The sequence below is a fragment of the Salicibibacter halophilus genome (assembly GCF_006740705.1).
Taxonomy (GTDB): domain Bacteria; phylum Bacillota; class Bacilli; order Bacillales; family Marinococcaceae; genus Salicibibacter; species Salicibibacter halophilus.
Window position 1 is genome coordinate 3,448,414 of record NZ_CP035485.1, and the last position, 22,087, is coordinate 3,470,500.

At 47.4% G+C, this 22,087-nt stretch carries 20 protein-coding genes; 14 read left to right on the forward strand and 6 right to left on the reverse strand.

The annotated features are described in order from the left end of the window. Positions 1-8: 8 nt before the first annotated feature. On the reverse strand, positions 9-944 hold the full coding sequence (locus EPH95_RS16890; protein WP_142091150.1) for a YitT family protein: 936 nt from the start codon (positions 942-944) through the stop codon (positions 9-11). 309 nt (positions 945-1,253) lie between these two features. On the opposite strand from EPH95_RS16890, the gene EPH95_RS16895 reads away from it, so the two are divergent. From EPH95_RS16895 to gatB, 7 genes are all read left to right on the forward strand, one after another. Next, complete coding sequence (locus EPH95_RS16895; RefSeq protein WP_142091662.1) at positions 1,254-1,964, forward strand: heptaprenylglyceryl phosphate synthase; 711 nt, start codon at positions 1,254-1,256, stop codon at positions 1,962-1,964. A 13-nt stretch (positions 1,965-1,977) separates the two neighbouring features. Further along, complete coding sequence (pcrA, locus tag EPH95_RS16900) at positions 1,978-4,188, forward strand: DNA helicase PcrA (protein WP_142091151.1); 2,211 nt, start codon at positions 1,978-1,980, stop codon at positions 4,186-4,188. 16 nt (positions 4,189-4,204) lie between these two features. Further along, positions 4,205-6,205, forward strand: coding sequence for an NAD-dependent DNA ligase LigA (gene ligA, locus EPH95_RS16905; RefSeq protein ID WP_193556987.1), 2,001 nt, complete (start codon positions 4,205-4,207; stop codon positions 6,203-6,205). A gap of 42 nt (positions 6,206-6,247) precedes the next feature. Continuing rightward, the gene (locus tag EPH95_RS16910) at positions 6,248-7,465 is read left to right on the forward strand and encodes a CamS family sex pheromone protein (RefSeq protein ID WP_142091152.1); all 1,218 of its coding nucleotides are present in this window, start codon (positions 6,248-6,250) and stop codon (positions 7,463-7,465) included. A gap of 108 nt (positions 7,466-7,573) precedes the next feature. Next, positions 7,574-7,864, forward strand: coding sequence for an Asp-tRNA(Asn)/Glu-tRNA(Gln) amidotransferase subunit GatC (gene gatC / locus EPH95_RS16915; RefSeq protein WP_142091153.1), 291 nt, complete (start codon positions 7,574-7,576; stop codon positions 7,862-7,864). 13 nt (positions 7,865-7,877) lie between these two features. Next, positions 7,878-9,329, forward strand: a complete 1,452-nt coding sequence (gene gatA, locus EPH95_RS16920; protein ID WP_227003963.1) for an Asp-tRNA(Asn)/Glu-tRNA(Gln) amidotransferase subunit GatA — start codon at positions 7,878-7,880, stop codon at positions 9,327-9,329. A gap of 12 nt (positions 9,330-9,341) precedes the next feature. Then, the gene (gene gatB / locus EPH95_RS16925; protein ID WP_142091154.1) at positions 9,342-10,775 is read left to right on the forward strand and encodes an Asp-tRNA(Asn)/Glu-tRNA(Gln) amidotransferase subunit GatB; all 1,434 of its coding nucleotides are present in this window, start codon (positions 9,342-9,344) and stop codon (positions 10,773-10,775) included. A gap of 45 nt (positions 10,776-10,820) precedes the next feature. On the opposite strand, the gene EPH95_RS16930 is transcribed toward gatB, so the two are convergent. Continuing rightward, positions 10,821-11,957, reverse strand: a complete 1,137-nt coding sequence (locus EPH95_RS16930; RefSeq protein ID WP_142091155.1) for a copper resistance D family protein — start codon at positions 11,955-11,957, stop codon at positions 10,821-10,823. Positions 11,958-11,959: 2 nt separating this feature from the next. After that, complete coding sequence (locus tag EPH95_RS16935; RefSeq protein WP_142091156.1) at positions 11,960-12,262, reverse strand: hypothetical protein; 303 nt, start codon at positions 12,260-12,262, stop codon at positions 11,960-11,962. Positions 12,263-12,443: 181 nt separating this feature from the next. Between EPH95_RS16935 and EPH95_RS19000 the strand changes: the two genes are divergently transcribed. From EPH95_RS19000 to EPH95_RS16950, 4 genes are all read left to right on the forward strand, one after another. Continuing rightward, positions 12,444-12,617, forward strand: coding sequence for a hypothetical protein (locus EPH95_RS19000; RefSeq protein ID WP_160141834.1), 174 nt, complete (start codon positions 12,444-12,446; stop codon positions 12,615-12,617). Positions 12,618-12,959: 342 nt separating this feature from the next. Then, positions 12,960-14,093 carry a glycerate kinase gene (locus EPH95_RS16940; RefSeq protein WP_142091157.1) on the forward strand — a complete coding sequence of 378 codons (1,134 nt, stop codon included), beginning with the start codon at positions 12,960-12,962 and terminating at the stop codon, positions 14,091-14,093. A gap of 82 nt (positions 14,094-14,175) precedes the next feature. After that, positions 14,176-15,558 (forward strand): 23S rRNA (uracil(1939)-C(5))-methyltransferase RlmD, encoded by a 1,383-nt coding sequence (gene rlmD / locus EPH95_RS16945; protein WP_142091158.1) that lies wholly within the window; start codon positions 14,176-14,178, stop codon positions 15,556-15,558. A 7-nt stretch (positions 15,559-15,565) separates the two neighbouring features. Then, positions 15,566-16,363 carry a sulfite exporter TauE/SafE family protein gene (locus EPH95_RS16950; protein ID WP_142091159.1) on the forward strand — a complete coding sequence of 266 codons (798 nt, stop codon included), beginning with the start codon at positions 15,566-15,568 and terminating at the stop codon, positions 16,361-16,363. 36 nt (positions 16,364-16,399) lie between these two features. On the opposite strand, the gene EPH95_RS16955 is transcribed toward EPH95_RS16950, so the two are convergent. The 3 genes from EPH95_RS16955 to EPH95_RS16965 all read right to left on the reverse strand — a co-directional run bounded on the left by EPH95_RS16955 (position 16,400) and on the right by EPH95_RS16965 (position 19,414). Next, positions 16,400-17,761, reverse strand: coding sequence for an amidohydrolase family protein (locus tag EPH95_RS16955; RefSeq protein ID WP_142091160.1), 1,362 nt, complete (start codon positions 17,759-17,761; stop codon positions 16,400-16,402). A gap of 147 nt (positions 17,762-17,908) precedes the next feature. Beyond that, positions 17,909-18,844, reverse strand: a complete 936-nt coding sequence (locus EPH95_RS16960; protein WP_142091161.1) for an NADP-dependent oxidoreductase — start codon at positions 18,842-18,844, stop codon at positions 17,909-17,911. A gap of 390 nt (positions 18,845-19,234) precedes the next feature. Next, positions 19,235-19,414 (reverse strand): type II toxin-antitoxin system RelE family toxin, encoded by a 180-nt coding sequence (locus EPH95_RS16965; protein ID WP_142091162.1) that lies wholly within the window; start codon positions 19,412-19,414, stop codon positions 19,235-19,237. A gap of 127 nt (positions 19,415-19,541) precedes the next feature. On the opposite strand from EPH95_RS16965, the gene EPH95_RS16970 reads away from it, so the two are divergent. From EPH95_RS16970 to EPH95_RS16980, 3 genes are all read left to right on the forward strand, one after another. Beyond that, complete coding sequence (locus EPH95_RS16970) at positions 19,542-20,276, forward strand: 5-formyltetrahydrofolate cyclo-ligase (RefSeq protein ID WP_142091163.1); 735 nt, start codon at positions 19,542-19,544, stop codon at positions 20,274-20,276. A gap of 124 nt (positions 20,277-20,400) precedes the next feature. Beyond that, on the forward strand, positions 20,401-21,117 hold the full coding sequence (gene sfsA / locus EPH95_RS16975; RefSeq protein ID WP_142091164.1) for a DNA/RNA nuclease SfsA: 717 nt from the start codon (positions 20,401-20,403) through the stop codon (positions 21,115-21,117). A gap of 24 nt (positions 21,118-21,141) precedes the next feature. Beyond that, on the forward strand, positions 21,142-22,074 hold the full coding sequence (locus EPH95_RS16980; RefSeq protein WP_142091165.1) for a patatin-like phospholipase family protein: 933 nt from the start codon (positions 21,142-21,144) through the stop codon (positions 22,072-22,074). The last annotated feature ends 13 nt before the right edge of the window (positions 22,075-22,087 follow it).

The following is a 22,087-nucleotide window of genomic DNA, read 5'->3' on the forward strand; positions in this document are numbered from 1 at the left end:
ATTAGTGGTCAATGACCATACGGTCCATTATAATCGAACGACGTTGAAGATCGCGAGTCATTTGCTTTGCCAAAATTTTCATCTTCAAAAGTGTCTTTCGTAGGGAAAGACTCTTGGGAAGGATGGTATTGATTTAAAAACGTGCCACCGGAGACATCTTTAACCGTATACACAACGATAAAAGCGTTCGGGTCAATATCGTATATCATTTGTTTTAAATGGAACAATCGTTGTTTTTCAATCACGATATAGACCATTTGGTGTTTCTTTTGTGAAAAACTTCCATATGCTTCATAAATGGTAGCGCTTGAATTCATTAAACGAATGACAGCATCAGAAATGTCGTTGCCTTTTGTGGAAATGACATTGAGGGCTTTCCTTGATTGAAACCCTTCCAGTACGTAATCGGTAATTTTTTTGCCGGCATATAGCGCGACAATGGTGTACATCGCAAAGAGCGGGCCGATAATAAAAATTCCGACCACCACGATGATCGCATCGAGGACAAAGTTTGCGCCTGTCAGTTCCCATCCGAATTTATGGTTAAGCATGCGGGCGACGGTGGAGGTGCCCCCGGTTGTACTGCCTGCCTGAAAGATGAAGCCGAAACCAGCGCCGGTAAACACACCGGTAAATATTGCCGCCAGTAAAGGGTCCCCCATTGGTTGGCCCCAATCTTCCATTAAGTAAACAAAAAGAGAAAATAACGGCACATTTAATAGAGATTTATAAATCATGTGTGTCGGCAATACCCGGTAGCCAATCCCCAGAAGAACAGCGTTAAAAATGAAGGTAACAATCGCCGGGGAAAATCCAAATGCGTAGAAAAGCAATAAGGCAAGCCCTGCGATGCCCCCTTCCGCTAAATTGTTGGGCATGGCAAACTGCGTGATCGACAAGGCGAACAAAAACGTTCCGAATGTTAAAAACAATAGGTTTTTCAAAGCAAGATCCCTCCTTTACCGGTATGCCCTTATTCGCTTTTCAATAATCTCACATCTATCATATTTTTATAGAAGAAACAAGCTATGGCATAGAAGACCTGCGGGGTCAATTGAAAATCGAACAAATGTTTGATATCATAGGTGTATAACTTCCCAGCTTAAGAAACGGAAGAATTTCTGCTATAATATAAGCTTGGGAACCATTCGGAAAGGCTGAATGTTTTCCACCTTTTGCATGAGCATATATAATACCGAGGGCGGGGTCTCGAAACCCCAATCACCAATTCGAAGCGGAGGCTTTCCGAAATGATGGAAGAAATGAAGGCCTGGCGTCACGCGTTTAAAGTCGATCCGGGGCGGCCATTTTCCGAGCAATGGCTCGCGGAGATTTGTGAGTCGGGAACAGACGTGGTTATTGTTGGAGGCACAGAAGGAACGACAGTTGACAATGTAACGGAATGTTTAGCGGCTGTAAGACGTTTTTCAGTGCCGTGTGTATTGGAAGTGACAGAACTCGAGGCACTCACGCCCGGATTTGACGCTTATTTGATTCCGGTTGTCTTAAATGCCCATCATCCGGCATTTATCAGCGGTCTTCACCAACAAGCACTGAAAGCCCACGGCCAGTTCCTTAAAACGGCCGACGTCTTGGGCGAAGGATATTGCATTATGAATCGTCATTCCAGCGCAGCAAGGCGAACAGATGCTGACGCGGCATTGGATATGGACGATATCGTCGCTTTTTCCCGTTTTTCCGAAAGTGTTTTGCGGATGCCAATCTTTTATCTTGAATACAGCGGTACATATGGAGACATTGAAGTTGTAAAAAAGGTAAGCCAAACGCTTGAGCACGCCCGGTTATTTTACGGTGGAGGAATACAAACGGCAGAACAAGCGGTTGATATGGCCAAATGGGCGGATACGGTTGTCGTAGGCAACGCCCTCTATGAAAATAAAGAAGAAGCTTTGAAGACCGTAAACGCAGTGAAGGAAACAAAAAGGAAAACCAACAAGCGCTAAGGATGTGCGTGTAATGCAACGAAATATGATTGAACAATTACTCGAAGGATTAAATCCGGAACAACAGCGGGCGGTGAAAAAGACAGAAGGTCCGCTCTTAATCATGGCCGGTGCCGGAAGTGGGAAAACGCGTGTGCTCACCCACCGGATTGCTTATTTGGTCCGGGAAAAAGGGGTGGCACCTTGGAACATTCTCGCGATCACCTTTACGAATAAAGCGGCGCGAGAAATGAAGGAACGTGTGGGGCAATTGATCAGCGGGGTGGCCGACAGCATTTGGATGTCGACGTTTCACGCCTTATGCGTGCGGATATTGCGTCGGGATGCTGACCGTATCGGCATCAACCGCAATTTTTCCATTTTGGACGCTACCGATCAGCAATCGGTCATCAAACAAATCCTAAAAGATCAAAACCTGGACGCTAAAAAGTTTCCGCCCAGGACACTGCTCGGCATGATTAGCGGTGCCAAAAATGAGCTGATCAGCGCCGCCGAATACGCCAAAAATGCAAATGGGCCTTTTGAGGAAGTGGCTGCCGATGTTTATAAAGAATATGCACGGCGTCTTCGGATCAATCACGCCCTTGATTTTGACGACCTGATCATGACGACGATCCGTCTTTTTCGCGAAGTCCCCGAGGCGTTGGAATACTATCAGCGCAAGTTCCAATACATCCATGTGGACGAATATCAGGATACGAACAAGGCGCAATATATGCTTGTGAAGCAACTCGCCGCGCGTTTTCGCAACATCTGTGTCGTCGGTGACTCAGATCAATCCATTTACAAGTGGCGTGGAGCGGATATCGGCAACATCCTTTCTTTTGAAGAAGATTACGAGGAAGCCGAGATGATTTTACTGGAACAAAATTACCGTTCCACAAAAACAATCTTATCGGCGGCCAATGAAGTGATCAAAAATAACAGCGGGCGCAAGCCGAAAAATTTATGGACCGAAAATAAAGATGGAACCCGCATTCATTTTTATGAAGCTATGGATGAACGTGAGGAAGCGTTTTATGTCGTTAATCAGATTAAAGAAGCGGCACAAGCGAAGCAGCAGGGTTATCAGGATTTTGCGATCCTTTATCGCACAAATGCCCAGTCGCGTGTGATGGAAGAATTGTTCGTCAAATCGAATATCCCCTACCAAATGATCGGTGGCACAAAATTTTATGACCGCAAAGAAATTAAAGATGTGCTTGCCTATCTAAGGGTGATCGCCAATCCTGATGATGATATCAGCTTGCGGCGGATTATTAATGTCCCTAAGAGAGGGATTGGAGCGACAACGGTTGATAAAGTGGCTGCCTATGCGAACAATCAGGACTTAAGCATGTATGGCGCCCTCCTGGAATCTGAACAGATCGGCCTTTCAGCAACAGTGACGAATAAGCTTCTCGGCTTTGCGGAGCACCTGAACAACTGGATAAGTCAGCAAGAATATTTATCGGTGCTCGATATTATTGAGGATGTATTGGAAACCTCCGGCTATCGGGAGGCGCTCAATGATGAAAAGACATTGGAGTCCCAAAGCCGCCTTGAAAATATTGATGAGCTTCTCTCCGTGGCGCAAGAGTTTGAAAAAAGAGAGGAAGACAAGTCGTTGATCGCCTTTTTGACCGACCTTGCATTGGTCGCGGATATTGACCGTCTCGATGATGAGGAAGAAGGACAGCAAGAAACGGTAACGATGATGACGCTGCATGCCGCCAAAGGGCTGGAGTTCCCCACCGTTTTTTTAATCGGGATGGAGGAGGGGATCTTCCCCCATAACCGTTCTTTATTTGAAGAAGAAGAGATGCAAGAAGAACGCAGACTGGCGTATGTGGGAATGACACGCGCGGAAGAACACTTGCATTTAACAAAAGCTTTGTCCCGACGCCTTTACGGACGCGCGCAAATGAATCCGGGTTCGCGGTTTATCAATGAAGTGCCGGGAGATTTATTTGAAACCGCGCCGGACTCGCCAAATAATGTCTCCATCAATGCCGAGTCCAACATGAATGGGGCGCGAAAACATGGGAAGGTGACTACGACGACGCGGACGGGCGGAGAAACACATGCTTGGAAGGTGGGAGACAAAGCGGACCACCGTAAATGGGGAACAGGTACGGTGGTCGCTGTAAAAGGGGAGGATGAAGACCAAGAGTTGGATATTGCATTTCCCGAAGAAGGCATAAAACGCCTCGTTGCCAAATTCGCCCCGATCACACGCCAATAAGAAAGGAAGACCGGCTATGGCTATAGATCAAGATGCAGAAACGCGCGCGGAGGAACTGCGTGAACGGTTGCATCGCTATAATTACCATTATCATGTGCTCGATGATCCTATCGTTCCTGATGCAAATTATGATGAAGACATGCGGGAACTCATACAGCTTGAAGAAAAGTCTCCCGCTTTGAAACGTGAGGATTCCCCGACCATGCGCGTTGGCGGGGAAGTGCTTTCCGGATTTCAAAAAGTTCGTCATGAACGGCCGATGTTAAGTCTCGGGAATGCTTTTAACGAGCAGGAATTATGGGATTTTGACCGCCGCGTGCGCCAGGGACTGTCGCCGCAAGACGATGTGACGTATAGCTGTGAACTTAAAATCGATGGCCTCGCGGTTGCCCTCACCTACGAGAATGGCCGATTGGTTCGCGGCGCGACAAGAGGCGATGGCCAAATCGGCGAAGATATTACGTCAAACCTGAAAACCGTGGGTTCAATTCCGTTGCGTCTTAATGAAACAGCAAGCCTTGAAGTGCGCGGGGAAGTTTTTATGCCGGAACATTCGTTTCGACGCCTAAATGAGGCGAAAGAACAACGAGGCGAAGCGTTATTTGCCAACCCGCGAAACGCGGCGGCAGGTTCTCTCAGGCAGTTGGACCCCAAAATTGCGGCTGCTCGGAATTTGGACATTTTTCTCTATGCCATCAGTGACGATCGCGGGGAGGGAGTGACCTCCCACGATGAGGCGATTGCTTATATGAAATCGTTAGGATTAAAAGTGAACCCCGAAAACCGGCACGTCGGTTCGATGGAAGAAGTAATCGCCTATGTTCATCACTGGATCGAGAAACGGAAGGACCTTCAGTATGAAATTGACGGCATCGTGATTAAGGTAGATAGCCTGAAACAGCAAGATGAACTTGGTTTTACAGCCAAAAGCCCCCGTTGGGCGATTGCCTACAAGTTTCCGGCAGAAGAAAAAATGACGACGTTAACCGGCATCGAATTGTCGGTGGGACGAACCGGAGTCGTAACCCCGACCGCTCATCTTGACCCGGTAACGGTCGCCGGAACAACGGTGCAGCGAGCTTCCCTTCACAACGAGGAACTTATTCGGGAAAAAGACATTAAAATCGGAGACCAAGTAATTATTAAAAAAGCAGGAGACATTATTCCGGAAGTTGTACGTGTTTTGGAAGAGGCACGTACGGGGAAGGAAAAGAATTTTTCAATGCCGACGGAGTGTCCGGAATGCGGGAGCGAGCTTGTCCATTTGGAAGAGGAAGTCGCTTTACGCTGTATCAATCCTCGGTGCCCGGCGCAAATTCGAGAAGGATTGATCCATTTTGTCTCCAGAAATGCCATGAATATTGACGGGCTCGGAGAACGGGTGATTACACAACTGTTTCATCACCATCTCGTTGCTGATATTTCCGACTTATACACCTTGCAATATGAAGAATTAGTCAAGCTTGAACGCATGGCCGATAAATCAGTGAATAATTTGCTTGCGGCAATTGAAGCGTCTAAAGACAATTCGCTGGAACGATTGCTGTTTGGGTTGGGCATTCGTTTTATCGGCGTGAAAGCGGCCGACACACTCGCCCGCCATTACAAAACGATGGAAGCCTTGCAAAGCGCATCATCGGAAGATATTCAGGCGGTGCCGGAAATCGGGCACAAGATGGCAGAGGCGGTCGAACAATATTTTCTGCAATCTGAAGCGGCGGACATGCTAAATCGTTTAAAAGAATCTGGCGTGAACATGACATATAAAGGAAGCACAGGGAGTGAATCGGATAAGTTCCAAGCTCAAACGTTTGTGCTTACGGGTAAGCTGGAACACTGGACGCGCGATGAGTTAAAGGAAATCATTGAAGCGAACGGCGGAAAAGTGACTTCAAGCGTCAGCAAAAACACAGACGTGCTTATTGCCGGGGAAGATGCCGGCTCCAAGAAGGACAAAGCCGAGGAGTTAGGTGTGGAGATATGGGGTGAGGAGCGGGCGCTTGAAGAATTCGAGTAAGCCGAAGGCGACGCTTCTTGTGCGAGAGAGAGGGGGAGTTGGATGAAAAGAAGGATGTTGGCGATAGGTTTAGCTTTGCTTCTTGTTCTTTCCGGTTGTGCAGATTTTTTGGGTACGGGCGAGGAAACCGCAGAGACCGAAGAAGGGGAACAACAACAGGAAACGGCAGACGTGGGGGCGCCGGTTCCCAGTTTGTCGGAATACTACCGAAATGTTTTTCCGAATGGGGAATATGAATCCGGAGAAGTCAGAGGTTATACATCAGGGGAAGGCTGCTACTCGGGCACCGCTTATAACCGGTTGGATTTGGAAAGGTTGGAAATAGGGCTAAGTGAACTATCCTCGGAAACGTTTTCGCCGGAAGATTATTTTATACAAGAAGGACAGTTTATAGCAAGCGAGGAGATGAATGCTTGGCTGGCCCGATATGAGGAGCCGGATGAAGATGATGAAGAAGAAAATGCTGGCCTCGGGTTAAATCCCCCACTTGAAGATGGGGGTAGTTTTGAAGAGCAACATAGCAATAATCCATGCGTACTATCTCATATTATCGAACAAAACTATCACATCGAAAATGACGATGGAGAACTGCAACTGGGTGGTGTTGCGGTTGCACTGTCTTTAAACAGTATCTATTATTTCCGCGAGCAAGACGAAGACGGCAACTACGGCCCATGGTATGATGAAGAGATTTCAGAAGACGAGGCATTGGAAGCGGGCGAGGAAATGGCGGAAGAAATCGTCAACCGGTTGCGTTCGGGTGAGCGTGAAGAAGGGATGTTGAGTGATGTACCAATCGTCATTAGCCTATTCCGGGAAGCGCCGCGAAATTCGACCACACCGGGGGAATTTATCGCGACAGCGACTGCTGAAGCGGGAAACGATCTAGGCAGCTGGGAAACGTTGAATGAAGAGCATTACTTTTTTCCATCCGAAGGAGCGCTTAATAATGCCCCTGAAGACGCGGAGCGCTTTAACCAGTTCACCGAAGCGTTAAATAGTTATTTTAGCGACCATATAGGTGTTACCGCCCGAGGCCACTATCAGGGCAATGAACTCGAGCGCCTCACTATCGAGGTGCCGATCCGGTATAACACCAAAATGGAGACAATCGCGGTGATCCAGCAAGCAGCAAGCGAACTGGAGGAACATTTTCCAACGGACATTGATGTAACGATGACTGTAACAACTAATGATCAGACAGAAGCACTGATTACGAGAGAGAGCGGAGAAGACCTGGATGTGCACATTTATGAATAAAAGCAAAGGGGTGCCGAACTTCCGGCATAGAGGAAGTTTTTGCTCACGTCTCCGTGTTTTGATATGATCATAGTATTGCCCAACCTATTTATTGAGAGGTGAACAGCTGTGGCTGAGATCACAAAAGAACAAGTGAAGCATGTGGCGGACCTTGCACGCTTAACGTTTAGCGATGATGAGCTTGAAACATTTGCCAAACAAATGGACGATGTAATTCAATATGCAGAACGCCTTAATGAACTGGACACCGAAGATGTCGTGCCTACGACACACGTCATGGATGTGCGAAATGTCCTGCGTGAAGATGAAGCGCGCCCGTCCATGAACCGAGAAGATGTGCTAAAAAATGCGCCAGCGTCAAAAGACGGCCAATTTGAAGTGCCGTCTGTCCTGGACTAAAGGAGTGAAAGCCGTGTCTTTTATGGATGAAACCATAACATCGATGCACAAGAAAATAAAAAATAAAGAAGTAAAAGTCTCAGAGCTGACAGAAAGTGCCTACGAAAGAATCCGGGACATTGATGATTCAGTGCAGGCATTTCTCACCTTGGATGAAGAAGGCGCGATGGCCCAGGCTCGAGCACTTGATGACCAAGTGGACCAAAGCGGGAAACAGCCGCTATTCGGGATCCCTGCAGGCATTAAAGACAATATTATGACCGAAGGGATGAAAACGACGTGCGCGAGCCAATTGCTTGACAATTTTAACCCGGTCTATGATGCAACGGTTATGAAACGCTTGCGCGAGCAAAACACCGTGACTGTCGGAAAATTAAACATGGACGAGTTTGCAATGGGCTCCTCCAACGAAAACTCCGGATATTATGTAACGAGAAATCCGTGGAATACAGACTATGTCCCCGGAGGCTCAAGCGGGGGGTCTGCAGCCGCAGTCGCCGCAGGAGAAGTGCCGTTTGCATTAGGCTCTGACACTGGAGGGTCCATTCGTGAGCCTGCGGCTTATTGCGGGGTGGTCGGCTTAAAGCCTACATATGGACGAGTTTCGCGTTACGGGCTTGTAGCGTTCGCTTCTTCATTGGATCAAATCGGTCCGATTACCCGTACAGTCGAAGATAATGCCTATGTCCTTCAGGAAATTGCCGGTCATGACGAGCGCGACTCTACATCTGTGGATGTGTCCGTGCCCGATTACCTGTCAGCACTTGAAGGCAACATTAATGGCTTGAGAATCGCCGTTCCGAAAGAGTATCTTGGAGAAGGGGTCGACGCCGGTGTTAAAGACCGGATTCAAGAAGCAATCCGCACATTGGAAGGAATGGGAGCGACATGTGAGGAAGTTTCGCTGCCTAATTCAAGGTACGCAGTGGCTGCTTATTACCTGCTCGCTTCTTCGGAAGCATCCGCCAACCTCGCGCGTTTTGACGGTATCCGTTACGGCGTTCGAAAAGACGGCGATGATTTATTGGATGTCTATAAAAAGACAAGGAGCGAAGGTTTCGGCAATGAAGTGAAACGCCGTATTATGCTGGGGACGTTTGCGCTTAGCTCGGGGTATTATGACGCGTACTACAAAAAAGCGCAAAAGGTGCGAACGTTGATTCGGGAGGATTACAACCAAGTGTTGCATAGCTTTGATGTGATTCTCGGGCCGACGGCCCCGACGACAGCCTTTAAAATCGGTGAGCAAAACGAAGACCCGCTTACGATGTATCTTAATGATATCTTAACCATCCCGGTGAATTTGTCGGGAAACCCGGCCCTGTCGATTCCTTGCGGCTTTTCAAATGGGCTTCCGGTTGGGTTGCAGTTGATCGGCAAGCCATTTGAAGAGCGCATTCTTTATCGTGTCGGTCACGCTTACGAACAAGAAACAGGACATTACAAACAAAAACCGGGATTATAAGGGGGCAGAGCTATGACATTCGATACGATTATCGGCTTGGAAGTACACGCCGAGTTAAAAACGAATACGAAAATTTTTTGCGGATGTTCCACGTCGTTTGGAGCGCCGCCGAATACACAAACATGCCCGGTTTGCCTCGGGCACCCGGGTGTTTTGCCGGTCCTTAACCAACGTGCCGTTGATTTTGGCATCAAAGCGTCACTGGCAACCGGTTGTGCGATCGCGGAACATACAAAATTTGACCGCAAAAACTATTTCTACCCGGACAACCCGAAAGCTTATCAAATCTCTCAATTCGACCAACCCCTCGGGGAGAATGGTTCGATTGAGATTGAAGTCGATGGAAAGAAAAAATCGATTGGCATTACCCGGATTCACATGGAGGAAGACGCGGGAAAATTAACCCATGATGATGAAGAGGATGCGTCGCTCGTCGATTTTAACCGCGCGGGAACGCCGCTTATCGAGATCGTTTCCGAACCGGATATTCGCACGCCGGAAGAAGCGTATGCCTATTTGGAAAAATTAAAGGCGATTCTCCAATATACGGAAGTCTCCGATTGTAAAATGGAAGAAGGGTCGCTCAGGTGTGATGCGAATATATCCTTGCGACCGAGCGGACAAGAAGAATTTGGAACCAAGACAGAACTGAAAAATCTAAACTCATTTGCCAACGTGCAAAAAGGGCTTGCTTTTGAAGAGAAACGTCAGGCAGAAGAACTTCGTGCAGGTAATGAACTTTTGCAGGAAACCCGGCGTTGGAACGATGAGCGCAAAGAAACCGTTTTGATGCGTGTGAAAGAAGGATCCGATGACTATCGTTATTTCCCGGAACCGGATCTCGTTAACCTTTATATCGATGCAGAATGGCAGGGAAGGATTGCAAAAGAAATCCCTGAACTTCCCGATGAAAGACAGGAACGGTATATAGCGGAATGGGAAATTCCTGCCTATGATGCCGGCGTGCTGACACAAGTGAAGGCAAGCGCGGACTTTTTTGAAGAGACGGTGGCCGCTGGCGCGGATGCTAAACAGGCCGCAAACTGGATGATGGGCGAAGTGAATGCCCATTTGAATGCCAATCATTTGGAGCTTGAAGATGTGGCTATGACACCTGCAGGCCTTGCCGAGTTGATCCATTTGATCGAAAAAGGGACCATTTCCAGCAAGATTGCCAAAAAGGTGTTCAAGACGCTGATTGAAGAAGGCGGCAGTCCCGAGCAAATCGTTAAAGATCAAGGGCTCGTGCAAATTTCCGATGAAAGTGAATTAAAATCCATTGTCGAAGGTATTTTGGAAGAAAACCCGAAATCCATTGACGACTTTAAAAATGGCAAAGACAAAGCGTTCGGCTTCCTCGTCGGCCAGACGATGAAAGCAACAAAAGGAAAAGCGAATCCGCAAGTCGTGAATAAATTGATTCAGGAAGGCATCGACGCGCGGTAAAAAGAAGCCAACCCTCTCTTTTATCCGAGAAGGGTTGGCCTATTTTTAGTAGGTAAGACCTGCATAAGTGCAACTAAGGCGTTGTCTAATGACTTCGGCAGCCGCTTCAACATCCGCGCCGATCATTATTGCAAAGTAGCCCGCGGCCACAAATAAAGCAATAAAAACCGGAGCAAGCCAAAAAGGGCGCCCGGTTCCGATGCTGTATACGCAAAGAAAAAGGGTGAAGAGCGCGGCAATGCCCAATAATACTGCCGGAACACTCGCGCTCCAGGTAACGGTTTCTCCGGTTGCCAAATCAATATCGATCATTTGCGCTGCGATGCCTGAGGTCTCTGTATACTCTAATGTCTCTGCTACCTCATGGGGCGGTTCCTGATCGGCCATAATTGCCGTAACGATGAAAACAACAACGAGCACGGCACTTTCCATTTGCAAGGAAAATCGCGGAGTATGCTGTTCTTGGTTCTCGAGTCTTTTTTTCATCAGGAAGCCGTGGGCAAAGCCATAAAAAACGAGCGGAAGAAACAGCAGGTGCTTGAGCAATTGCCATTGACCGTAAGAAAGCATCCAACTGTTCGTATATTCCGGTGTGAGCAGAAAAAGCATGCCTAATCCGCTCACGAATAAAAGTGACACCATCGTGATCGCAAACGGGGTAAACCAATCAAAAAAGGAAAGCCAACGGTCTTCTCCGATGGAAAGAAAGCCGATAACGAGTAAAACACCTGTCCAAGCCGCGGCCGCACTTATATGAAGGGCATCAAAAAGAAATCCCTGGTTGGAGAATGCTGCCGCATGGGAGCTCCAGGCCCAACCAAAAACCATGCCAATAGAGGGGATCAACAGTAGCCAGCGGCGTTTTTCTTTCAATACAAAGCGCCCCGCCAATGTAATGGCAAGGAATAAAAGAAAAGCGATGAAGCCTTGGCCGATCGTGTAGTCAAACAATACATCGATAAGGGCGGTTGGGAAAGGATCCGACGAAACGACAGCGGCCTGTTCCGTAATCACGCCGACTGGCAGAAAGCTAAAAACGATCATCACGACAGAGGTTGCCGGCAACGTGAAGGACGGTATGCGCAGCATCGGCCGTTTTTCTTTTGGAATGATTTCCAGGATGTGAATGCCAATGAAAATGGAAAACGCGATAAACACAGCAGCATTTGCAATTATGATCATTTTTAAGTCTTGTTCCTTCGAGAAATAAAGAACACTAATGCGCCGATAATAATGAGCATGAGGACAGCAGTTGTGATCCAGCCGCCGCCTCCCTCGGCCCCATCGATGGTTTCGGCTGCCGTTTTATTCTCCGCCCCGTCATCAGCAGGTTGGCCGGTTGTTTTATCTGCCGTGGCCTCTTCCACCGTTTCATTCTCGGCAGGACCGGCATTTTCAACATACGAATGGGCGTTGATGGTTGATGTAAACGTTACCGATAAAATAATGATTGCGGAAAGGAAAGCGGTATATTTGACAACATTCACTCTTATTCCTCCCAAAATGAGTTTTCGGTGTTTTTTCAGAACCCTTGGGGAAGTATGTATGAAAGAAGTCCATGACAATCTTCTAATATCGTAAAAGATCGCCAGTAACTATTTCAAGGAAAAGAAGATGAGGACGATAGATGTGCGAATATGTTCACAATCCGGTTGTGGGAAGGGGGGGGTGAAATCAAAAAACACGATGGATGTGCCCATCGTGCTTCATGCTTTCTTTTTATTCGTCACCATTGAATATGAGGACCAGCCGAGTACGGTGATTGCAGCAATTACCCCCAATATTTCCATCCAATGTATTTCCATATACCTGTCCCTCCTGCTAGCGGTCACCTTAATCTAAATCAAGGATAAGCTGTTTTTTTATTTACGTCAAGAGCAGGCTTAGTCTTGTACGTATACTATGTTCAAATTATAATGAAAATACAACCACTACGAAGAGGAAGGTTGTTTACGGTGGAAATTTTCATTTCGATTCTTGCCGTTGTCTTTGTTCTCTCGTTATTTTTTCTATTGTTAGCATCGTTGAATATCGCCGCCCATGCTTATATTATCAAGTCTGGAGCATCTTATCGAAAAATTTTGGGACACACGGTAATCCTCATGGCAATTGTTCTTGTGCTAGGGCTTATCTTTTGGAGTTTTTTATGGTGAAAAATGTCGTAATATTATAAGGGGGATTGTCATGGCAACTATACTGATCGCACCGGATTCGTTTAAAGAAAGCATGAGCGCGCGCCAAGCGGCAGAGGCTATGCAGGCAGGGTTCCGGCAAGCAGGCGCCAATCATGACTATCAGGTCGTCCCGATGGGGGATGGCGGGGAAGGAACGATGGAAGCCCTTACGACCAACCTCGAAGGGGTGTACCATGCCGTTCAAGTGGAAGGCCCAAATGGACAACTGGTGGAAGCGACTTACGCCGTATCGGCAGATGGAAAAACAGCCATTATGGAAATGGCACAGGCATCGGGACTTGATCATGTAGCGAAGCAGGATCGCGATGCCGGGGCGGCTTCGACTTATGGAACGGGTGAAATGATACGTGCCGCCCTCGATCAAGGCGTACATAAAATTATTCTCGGTATCGGTGGCAGTGCAACAAATGACGGCGGGGCGGGCATGATTGAAGCGCTCGGTGCACGTCTTTTAGATGATAAAGGAAATGCTGTTGCACGAGGCGGTACGGGACTTGAAAACTTGGCGGCCGTTGAAGTATCGGGATTAGACGATCGCTTGCAAAAAACGGAAATAGTCGTTGCTTGTGATGTGACCAATCCTTTGTTGGGCGAAGAGGGTGCCAGCGCTATTTTCGGACCGCAAAAAGGGGCGGGCACGGCAATGGTGCAACGACTCGACAAGGCGCTCGCGCATTTTCACGAACAAACGGTAAAAGCCACCGGGCATGATAAAAAAGAGGTTCCCGGTGCAGGAGCGGCCGGAGGCCTTGGCTATGGCTTGCTTGCTTATGTAAATGCCGAATTAAAACCTGGCATTGATCTTGTGCTGGAAGAGACGAATTTTCGCGTGTACGCCCGTCACGCGGATTTAATCATTACCGGCGAAGGAAAGATCGACGGCCAATCGGTGTACGGAAAAACACCGGTTGGCGTGGCGAAAGCGGGAAAAGAAAACGATGCGTTTGTGATCGCGATTTGCGGACAGCTCGGAGAAGGTTATGAAGAAGTGTATAGCCATGGCATCGATGCAGTCTTTAGCCTTGTGCCCGGGGCGGTCAGCGTGCAAGACGCGATGCAAAATGGGGCAAAATATTTGCAGCAAGCGACGCGAAACATCGCCGCGGTTTATAATAAGAAGTAAGCTCGTGGCGGCTGGTTCTTTATGATTGACCGGCTTTTCGATATAATAAACAGTCATAAGCAATCACGTTAGAGGGAGAAAAATGTCTAAAAAACGAACGAATTTGCCTGTACAAAAAAATGAACGGCTCGATGTCACTTTCCAGGATCTCACCCATGAGGGAGCCGGTGTGGCGAAAGTCGACGGTTATCCTTTGTTCGTCCCTGATGCGCTCCCGGGAGAAGAGGCTGACGTTAAAGTCGTTAAGACGGGAAAAAACTTTGGTTTCGGACGTTTAATGGAGAGGCATACGACGAGCGACCAACGTGTCGATCCGCCGTGTCCGATTTATCACTGGTGCGGTGGATGTCAGCTGCAACATATGAACCAGGGCGCGCAGCTGGCGTTGAAACGCGAGCAAGTCGTGAACGCGCTTCATAAGTATATGAACAGGGGTGACATTCGCGTTCATGAAACAATCGGGATGGACAAGCCGTGGGCCTATCGCAATAAAGCACAAGTCCCGGTGGCGGAGCGGGACGGCGAACTCATCGCCGGTTTTTTTGCGAAACGCTCCCATCACATTGTAGATATGGATCATTGCTTGATTCAAGGCGATCAGAATGATGCGGCCATTCAAGTCGTGAAAAACATCCTAAAGCGTTACGACATTCAACCATATGATGAAGGCAGTGGGCGCGGGATCATTCGCCATATCGTCGCCCGCAACGGACGCTTGAGCGGCGAGACAATGGTTATGCTCATTACAAATGGCGAGGGGTTGCCTCATAAAAAGAACATCATCGCTGCTATTCGCCAGGAAGTGAGCGGCATTCATTCGATTGTGCAAAACATTAATACGAAAAAAACCAATGTAATTTACGGTGAGCGCACGGAAATTCTTTTGGGAGAAAAATATATCGAGGAACGTGTTGGCAAGCTGCGTTTCGCGTTATCGCCGCGCTCTTTTTTTCAAGTAAACCCTGTGCAAACGGAAGTTTTATATGAGAAAGTCCTCCAATTCGCGGACTTACGCGGAAATGAAACGGTCATCGACGCTTATTGCGGCATCGGTTCGATTTCGTTATTTTTAGCTGAAGAAGCGAGGAAAGTATATGGAGTCGAAGTGGTCGGTGAAGCGATCAGTGACGCGCGTAAAAACGCAAAACTCAACCATATCTCCAATGTTGAATTTTCGGTCGGAAACGCTGAAGAAGTCGTCCCTTGGTGGCGGGCAGCGTTTGGCATCCAAGCAGATGTTATCGTCGTGGACCCCCCGCGCAAAGGATGTGACGAAAAGCTCCTGGAAACGATGATCGAGATGCAGCCTGAGCGCATCGTATACGCCTCCTGCAACCCGGCAACATTAGCTCGTGATCTCCGGATCCTCTCTGAAGGCGGCTATGAGGTGAAAGAAGTACAACCCGTTGATATGTTTCCGCAGACGACGCATGTGGAGAGCGTGACGCGGTTAGTGCGGAGGTAATGGCGTAATGGTTGCTATCGTTTTGTTTTCCCTTGTCGGTATTCTTATCGGAATTCTTTCCAGTTTATTCGGATTCGGCGGTGGTATCATCGTCGTTCCGATTCTTTATGCTTTTTTGCCTGAAACGATCCCGGGGGAATATGTGATGCACACGGCGATTGGAACGTCTTTGGCAGTGATGATCGTCAATTCTTTTAATTCTACCCTCCATCATGCGAAAAGCGGGAATGTGAAATGGAATATATTTAAATTTTTATTTCTTTACATATGCATCGGAGCTGTATTTGGAGGTTTTTTGGCTTATTTTTTCACTAGTGAAATCCTTCGCTATGCATTCATTGCCTTTTTAATCTATGTGATTCTCTCGAGTGTAATAAAGAGAACCTTTATAAGGGGAGCACATGAAGACTTTCAATTTCCTGCCCATTCAAATGGGATTGCTACCGGCATAGGCATTGGCACGATTTCCACGCTTTTGGGAATCGGCGGCAGTGTGATGACGATTCCCTATCTGAGAAACCGCGGGCTCAGCATGCTTCATGCTGTAGCCCTCGCGACACCTCTCGGTTTACCGATTGCCATCGTGGGCACATTCATGTATATGGGGATGGGAATGCAGGTGGCAACCATGCCTGCTTCCACCATTGGTTTTATCTACTTGCCGGCGCTTTTCGGGTTTGTGCTCGGAGGATTTATCGGTGTTCCCTTTGGCAGAAAGATGGCTCAGAAGTTGCCCGATGCCCTGTTTTCCAAAGTGTATCTCTTTTTGCTTATGATTGTTGTCATTATGATGATGATCGAATAAAAACCCGGCACATGGATATGCCGGGTTCATGGTCGTCTATGATCCGAACCAAACACTGTCGGGCTTTCCGTACTCGTGAAAGATCGAATCTCTTGCTTGGGTAGCCTGTTGACGAACACGTTCCAAATCAACATTTACTAGCTGTCCATTACGCTTGATTGCATTTCCAGCTATGAACACAGAATCGACGTTTTTCGTTTGCGCACTTTGAGCGACGGCCCCAATCGGATCATTGACCGGGAACATGTTCAAATCGTCGGTTCGTAACGTAATAATATCCGCTTCCTTTCCCGGTGTTAATGTTCCGATTTTATCATCCAGCAATAATGCCTTCGCACCATCCAATGTAGCAAATTCCAGCACATCCCTGGCAGAAATGTTTAAGTTTCCGGGCATCTCCCTGTTAGCTAAAAGCTGGTCGTTTACTCTGGAACGCTCTGCTTGAAGGGCGAACTTCATTTGCGTAAACATATCTCCGCCTGTAGAAGTCACTACGTCCACGCCTAAGCTTGGCCGTACGCCATTTTCAAGTGCCAACCCGGTAGCGGGATAGCCATGCCCCATCATCATTTCGATTTCTGGTGTGACAGAAACAGAGCCCCCTTTGTCCGCCAACATCTTCATTTCCTCGGGACTTACTGCATTTGCATGCGCAACGTTTAAATCAGGACCAAGAAGTCCGGCACTGTTTAATTTTTCGATGGAACGTTCACTTCCTCCCCATGTGCCAAAGCCAAGGTGCATACTGCATACCGCGTCTAATTCGCGAGTAAAATGAATATCCCGCACAGCTGTATCCCATGAGCTGAATTCGGGTCCCCGGATGGCTAATCCCATCGTCAATAGTTGATCTGTTGAAGAAAAGTGTTTTTCCTTCACTCGCCGTGCGTCATCGGGGTGCGGACGTTCGCTTTCTTGATTCCAGTACTCCCCATCTCCGGGAGGACCGTGGGCGAACACAGCTCTTGTACCGGATTCCCGCAGTCCGCGAATCATTTCATCCGTATGTTCCGGCGAAATAATCATTGATGAATCCAACAGTGTTGTCACACCGGCATCAAGCGCTTCCAGTGCACCTAACAGGTTGCCGATATAGTCGTGCTGAGGGCTTCTTTTCGACCCAATGTTTCCATAGTAAATACTGCCCAAGTATGTGGGAAGAGACCAATCCGCCCCTACGTTACGTACAACGGACTCCCAAGTGTGCCGGTGCGCATCCACCAACCCGGGCATAACGATTCGATGTGAACAATCGATTACTTCACAATCAGAGGCTTCTATATTGGGTTGAATATCAGTAATCTTTGAGCCCTCAACCAGCACGTCCGCTCGCTTAAAATCTCCGATCGATGGATCAAGCGTTAAAACAATCCCGTCTTTAAAAAGTTTCCTCGTCATTTTTATGCTCCTTTTGCGTTTTCATTTGCGGCCCACGTTTATAAACAACGTGGTTCTTATCTTCTGATTCCCAAAAAGGGGCTTTGATTAACTTTTATTATGTATGCGTCGATTAAATAAACCCGGTGCGCTTTGCTGCACCGGGCATCAAGAATCCTCTTTAATGTTAATGACGAGTTTCCCTTTCGTATGGCCGCTTTCGATTTGTTCGTGTGCATCTTTCACTCCTTTTTCGGTGAAGGGATACACTTTTGTAATGATAGGGCGGAGCGCGTTTTCCTCCATAAGTTCCCGAATTTCTTTCATCAGCCGCCCAGAGGTTGAGATGGATGTAAACACTGCAGTAATTTCCGCTTTTTCGGCGGCTTTTTGGTCCGGCTTTCGGGCGATGGAAACGAGACAACCATCTTTTTTTATGACATCGAAAAATAACCGTTGTTGCTCTCCGCCTGCACAATCAAAGGCAGCATCAACAGGTTCGATACGGTTTAGAATCGATTTTTTCTTGTAATTCAACACCTGGTCGGCTCCGAGTTTTTTCATGAGTGATTGGCTGCCTGATCCGCCGATGGCGGTCACGGTTGCTCCCAACTGTTTGGCCATTTGAATCGCAAACGTACCGACGCCTCCACCGCCGCCAATGATAAGGACGTGATCACCTTTTTTGACACGTATGCGTTCTTTCAGGTTCTGCCAAGCTGTGAGTGCGGCTAAAGGGGTGGCGGCAGCTTCTTGAAAATTCGCCTGTAAAGGGAGGCGAGTGAGGAACGTTTCTTCAATTGCAACTTTCTCCGCGTAAGTTGCCCCCGGCATTTGTTTCGGGGTGGCAAAAACACGATCGCCGATCAAAAATTGAGTAACTTCCGAGCCTTTGCCAATCACGATCCCGGCGATATCGTTTCCCGGGATGACGGGGAAGTCCAGGCTTTGTTTTTTTCCTTCCCTGATTTTAAAATCAATCGGATTGACGGAGGTTGCGTACATATCAATAAGGACGTCGCGTTTCCCTAGCTCAGGTTCGGCGATCTCAAGCAGTTGCAATTGCTCGCGACCTCCGAATTGCTTAATCCCAACCGCCTTCACGAGAATCACTCCTTTCTTCTATTTTACCCAATTTTGAGGGAGTAAAATCTCGAAAAAAGGATGGATTTCTGCAAAAGGTGTCGATTAATATGCAATCACCCTGCATAGAATCGATCATTTACATAGTTACAAACGATTACATTGATTTCCCAATTGAATAAAATTAAAATTATGTGTGAGAATGATGCAAGAGATAATAAAAGTTGTAACGTACATATAACAATGGAATAAATAGGTGATTATCCAATGAATCTGTAAGGCAATAAGAACCAAAATAAAAGAAAAAGTGGATGAATTTGCTGATTTGGACTACATTGCCACTGCAGTTACATTACATGGGACGGAGGTGATAAATACCCGTCCCCTTGAATAAATGCTCGAAATTTTTTATCATTTCTTGTAAATATAGCCCACGCGAATAATAATTATAATTAATTTATCTTGATGGATGGAGTAGACGATTTTATAGGATCCTACACGTAACCGAAGTTGATGGTCAGGTGTACCCTTTTTGTCAAGTTTACGAATATCTTTCAAAGCTTTTTTATGAAATTTAACGGCGTAATTCATCTTCAATATCCTTTGCAACTAGGTTTCCCGCGGGTATTTCGTTATTTCCCGTTGGTAATTTGACATTTCCCGTGGATATTTTATTATTTCCCGCGGGTAAATAAATACGGACGAGGTAGTGATCAACGTGACGACCAATAAAAGTCACATCCGGGACTACGTGTGGAAGCGAATGGAAGAAGAAAAAATAGGGCGGTTTCCGTTTCCGCTCCAAAACCGCATTCCAAACTTTAAAAGTGCCGAGAAAGCGGCTGCTCATGTCACGACACTGTCCGCGTACCGTGATGCAGAAGCTGTGAAGGTTAATCCAGACGCGCCGCAGTTACCATTACGAGCGCAGGTGCTTATCGACGGCAAAACGCTTTTGGTTCCCACACCCCGCTTAAAGGCAGGTTTTATCCAAGTGAAACCGGAATGGGTACCGCGAGGGGAAGAGAAAAAAGCCGCGAGCTTAACGCATATGAAACGATATGGAAAGGAGCTCTCGCTTTCCGATATTCCGCGTATTGATCTTATCGTGGTCGGCTCCGTTGCGGTGCATAAAGATGGACGCCGCCTAGGAAAAGGAGAGGGGTATGCCGATCGGGAGTACGCGATACTGACAGAACTAGGAAACCCGAAAGTCCCCGTTGTGACCACCATACATTCCGTCCAACTTGTTGAGGCCGACATTCCGATCGAGGCATATGACCTAACCACTGACTGGATCGCAACGGAAAACGAAATCTTTTCAACAAACACGCCTTATCCGAAACCGACAGGCATTGACTGGAATCAAGTAACCGAAGGGGAAAAAGAAGAAATGCCGGTGCTCGCCGAAATCAGTCGGCTCGTTGAATCTACGAAGTGGCCACCATCCTGAGATTAAAGATTTAAATCTCATCGTCTTTAGTTGGGAACACCAGTGGCGGCAACCTTCTAACCTGGGGAAGGAAACCACTGTTAGCCGACCGCATATATATACCAAATCTTTGGGGGAGACAGACATGTTCATGCCATATCGCGACCGTCTTTATAAGGCAAGATTTGTAGAGCGTCCGAATCGTTTTATCATTCAGGCGAGAAAAGAAGATGGTGAAACAGTGACCGCTCATCTGCCAGACCCGGGGCGGTTAATTGAATTGCTCATCCCGGGACGGGGAATATGGTTGCGCTACGTTGACAACCCGAATCGGAAGACCCAATGGTCTGCGGTGCTTTGCGAGAGCGAAGATGCGCGTGTATACGTGTCGCTCGACACGACATTGCCAAATCGTTTAATCACAAAAGCTTTGAAAGACAGGCAAATAGACCGGCTGAAAGCGTACCATTATGTAAGGGCTGAATATGCCTTCGCGGGCGCGCGGTGGGATTTTTTACTGGAAAATAAAGCACGGCCTTTGCTTCTGGAAGTGAAAAGCGTAACACTTGCGGAGAACGGCACCGCTTATTTTCCCGATGCCGTAACTGCCCGGGGAACAAAACATGTGCAAAAATTGACGAGTATTCAAAAGGAAGGACACTATGACACAGCAGTATTATTCGTAGTGCAAAGGGGGGATGTTTCGAGTGTATGGCCGGCTGTCCACATCGATCCAACATTTTCGTCCGCTTTGCAACTAGCCGCGGATACCGGCGTGGAATTGCTGGCTGTAACGACAGATGTCAGTTTAGAGGGCGTGACACTGGGTTCGGACATTCCTGTGCAAATCGCAAGCGCATGAAAACCCAAGGAAGGTGGCCATACCATGAAGGCGGATGCTGTTTTTGAAGGTGGAGGCGTGAGGGGTGTTGCTTTTATTGGAGCTGTGCAAGCCATGGAAGAGGCGAATGTAGAATGGCAAAGGTTGGCTGGGACGTCGGCAGGGGCTGTGATCGCGGCTCTCTTGGCAGCAGGCTATAAAAGCCGTGAAATAATGGATTGGTTCCATGCGGTAGATGCTACAAAACTGCAAGGAAGGACGTGGGTGAATCGTATTCCGCTGATTGGGAACCTATTGGCGGTAACGATGCATCTCGGTATGTATAAGAACGATCATTTGGCATCGATGGTGGATTCGCTATTGTTCGAAAAAGGGATTCAAACCTTCGCAGACCTTCCCGATGATAAATTAAAAATCGTTGCCTCGGATATCTCAAAAGGCCAACTGCTCATTTTGCCCGATCATTTGCACCGTTATGGTTTAGCGCCTAAGGATGTAAAAATTTCCACTGCTGTTAAAATGAGTGCTGCCGTCCCTTTTTTCTTTCGGCCGGTGATATGGAAATCTCAAGAACAAGCGAAATCCTATATTTTAGATGGCGGTTTGCTTAGCAACTTTCCGGTTTGGATTTTTGATACAAATGGGGTCCCCCGGTTTCCGACCTTTGGTTTTCATTTTGTGAGAGAAGAAATTATATCGGATGCCGTGATCCCTACCCCGATTCATCTTTTCACGAATATATTTCGGACGATGCTCCAAGCCCATGATTTGCGATATCTAAAGGAAGAAACACGTGACCGCACGATTCAAATACCAACGGCTGACATCGATGCCACTGATTTTGATCTGAGTGATGAAGCGCTTGAATTTCTTTTTCAATCAGGTTATGTTTCCGCTAAATCCTTCTTGGCCAAATGGGATTTTGAACGACATAAGGCAATCCGTATGGAAAACAACCGGAAAGGACTGGTAAAATGACATTAAACGAATG

What these genes read in the sequence shown, in the direction of transcription:
- EPH95_RS16895 (WP_142091662.1), top strand. Translation starts at nt 1,254, where the DNA reads ATGGAAGAAATGAAGGCCTGGCGTCACGCGTTTAAAGTCGATCCGGGG.
- pcrA (WP_142091151.1), top strand. Translation starts at nt 1,978, where the DNA reads ATGCAACGAAATATGATTGAACAATTACTCGAAGGATTAAATCCGGAA.
- ligA (WP_193556987.1), top strand. Translation starts at nt 4,205, where the DNA reads ATGGCTATAGATCAAGATGCAGAAACGCGCGCGGAGGAACTGCGTGAA.
- EPH95_RS16910 (WP_142091152.1), top strand. Translation starts at nt 6,248, where the DNA reads ATGAAAAGAAGGATGTTGGCGATAGGTTTAGCTTTGCTTCTTGTTCTT.
- gatB (WP_142091154.1), top strand. Translation starts at nt 9,342, where the DNA reads ATGACATTCGATACGATTATCGGCTTGGAAGTACACGCCGAGTTAAAA.
- EPH95_RS16930 (WP_142091155.1), bottom strand. Translation starts at nt 11,957, where the DNA reads ATGATCATAATTGCAAATGCTGCTGTGTTTATCGCGTTTTCCATTTTC.
- EPH95_RS16940 (WP_142091157.1), top strand. Translation starts at nt 12,960, where the DNA reads ATGGCAACTATACTGATCGCACCGGATTCGTTTAAAGAAAGCATGAGC.
- rlmD (WP_142091158.1), top strand. Translation starts at nt 14,176, where the DNA reads ATGTCTAAAAAACGAACGAATTTGCCTGTACAAAAAAATGAACGGCTC.
- EPH95_RS16950 (WP_142091159.1), top strand. Translation starts at nt 15,566, where the DNA reads ATGGTTGCTATCGTTTTGTTTTCCCTTGTCGGTATTCTTATCGGAATT.
- EPH95_RS16955 (WP_142091160.1), bottom strand. Translation starts at nt 17,761, where the DNA reads ATGACGAGGAAACTTTTTAAAGACGGGATTGTTTTAACGCTTGATCCA.
- EPH95_RS16965 (WP_142091162.1), bottom strand. Translation starts at nt 19,414, where the DNA reads ATGAATTACGCCGTTAAATTTCATAAAAAAGCTTTGAAAGATATTCGT.
- sfsA (WP_142091164.1), top strand. Translation starts at nt 20,401, where the DNA reads ATGTTCATGCCATATCGCGACCGTCTTTATAAGGCAAGATTTGTAGAG.
- EPH95_RS16980 (WP_142091165.1), top strand. Translation starts at nt 21,142, where the DNA reads ATGAAGGCGGATGCTGTTTTTGAAGGTGGAGGCGTGAGGGGTGTTGCT.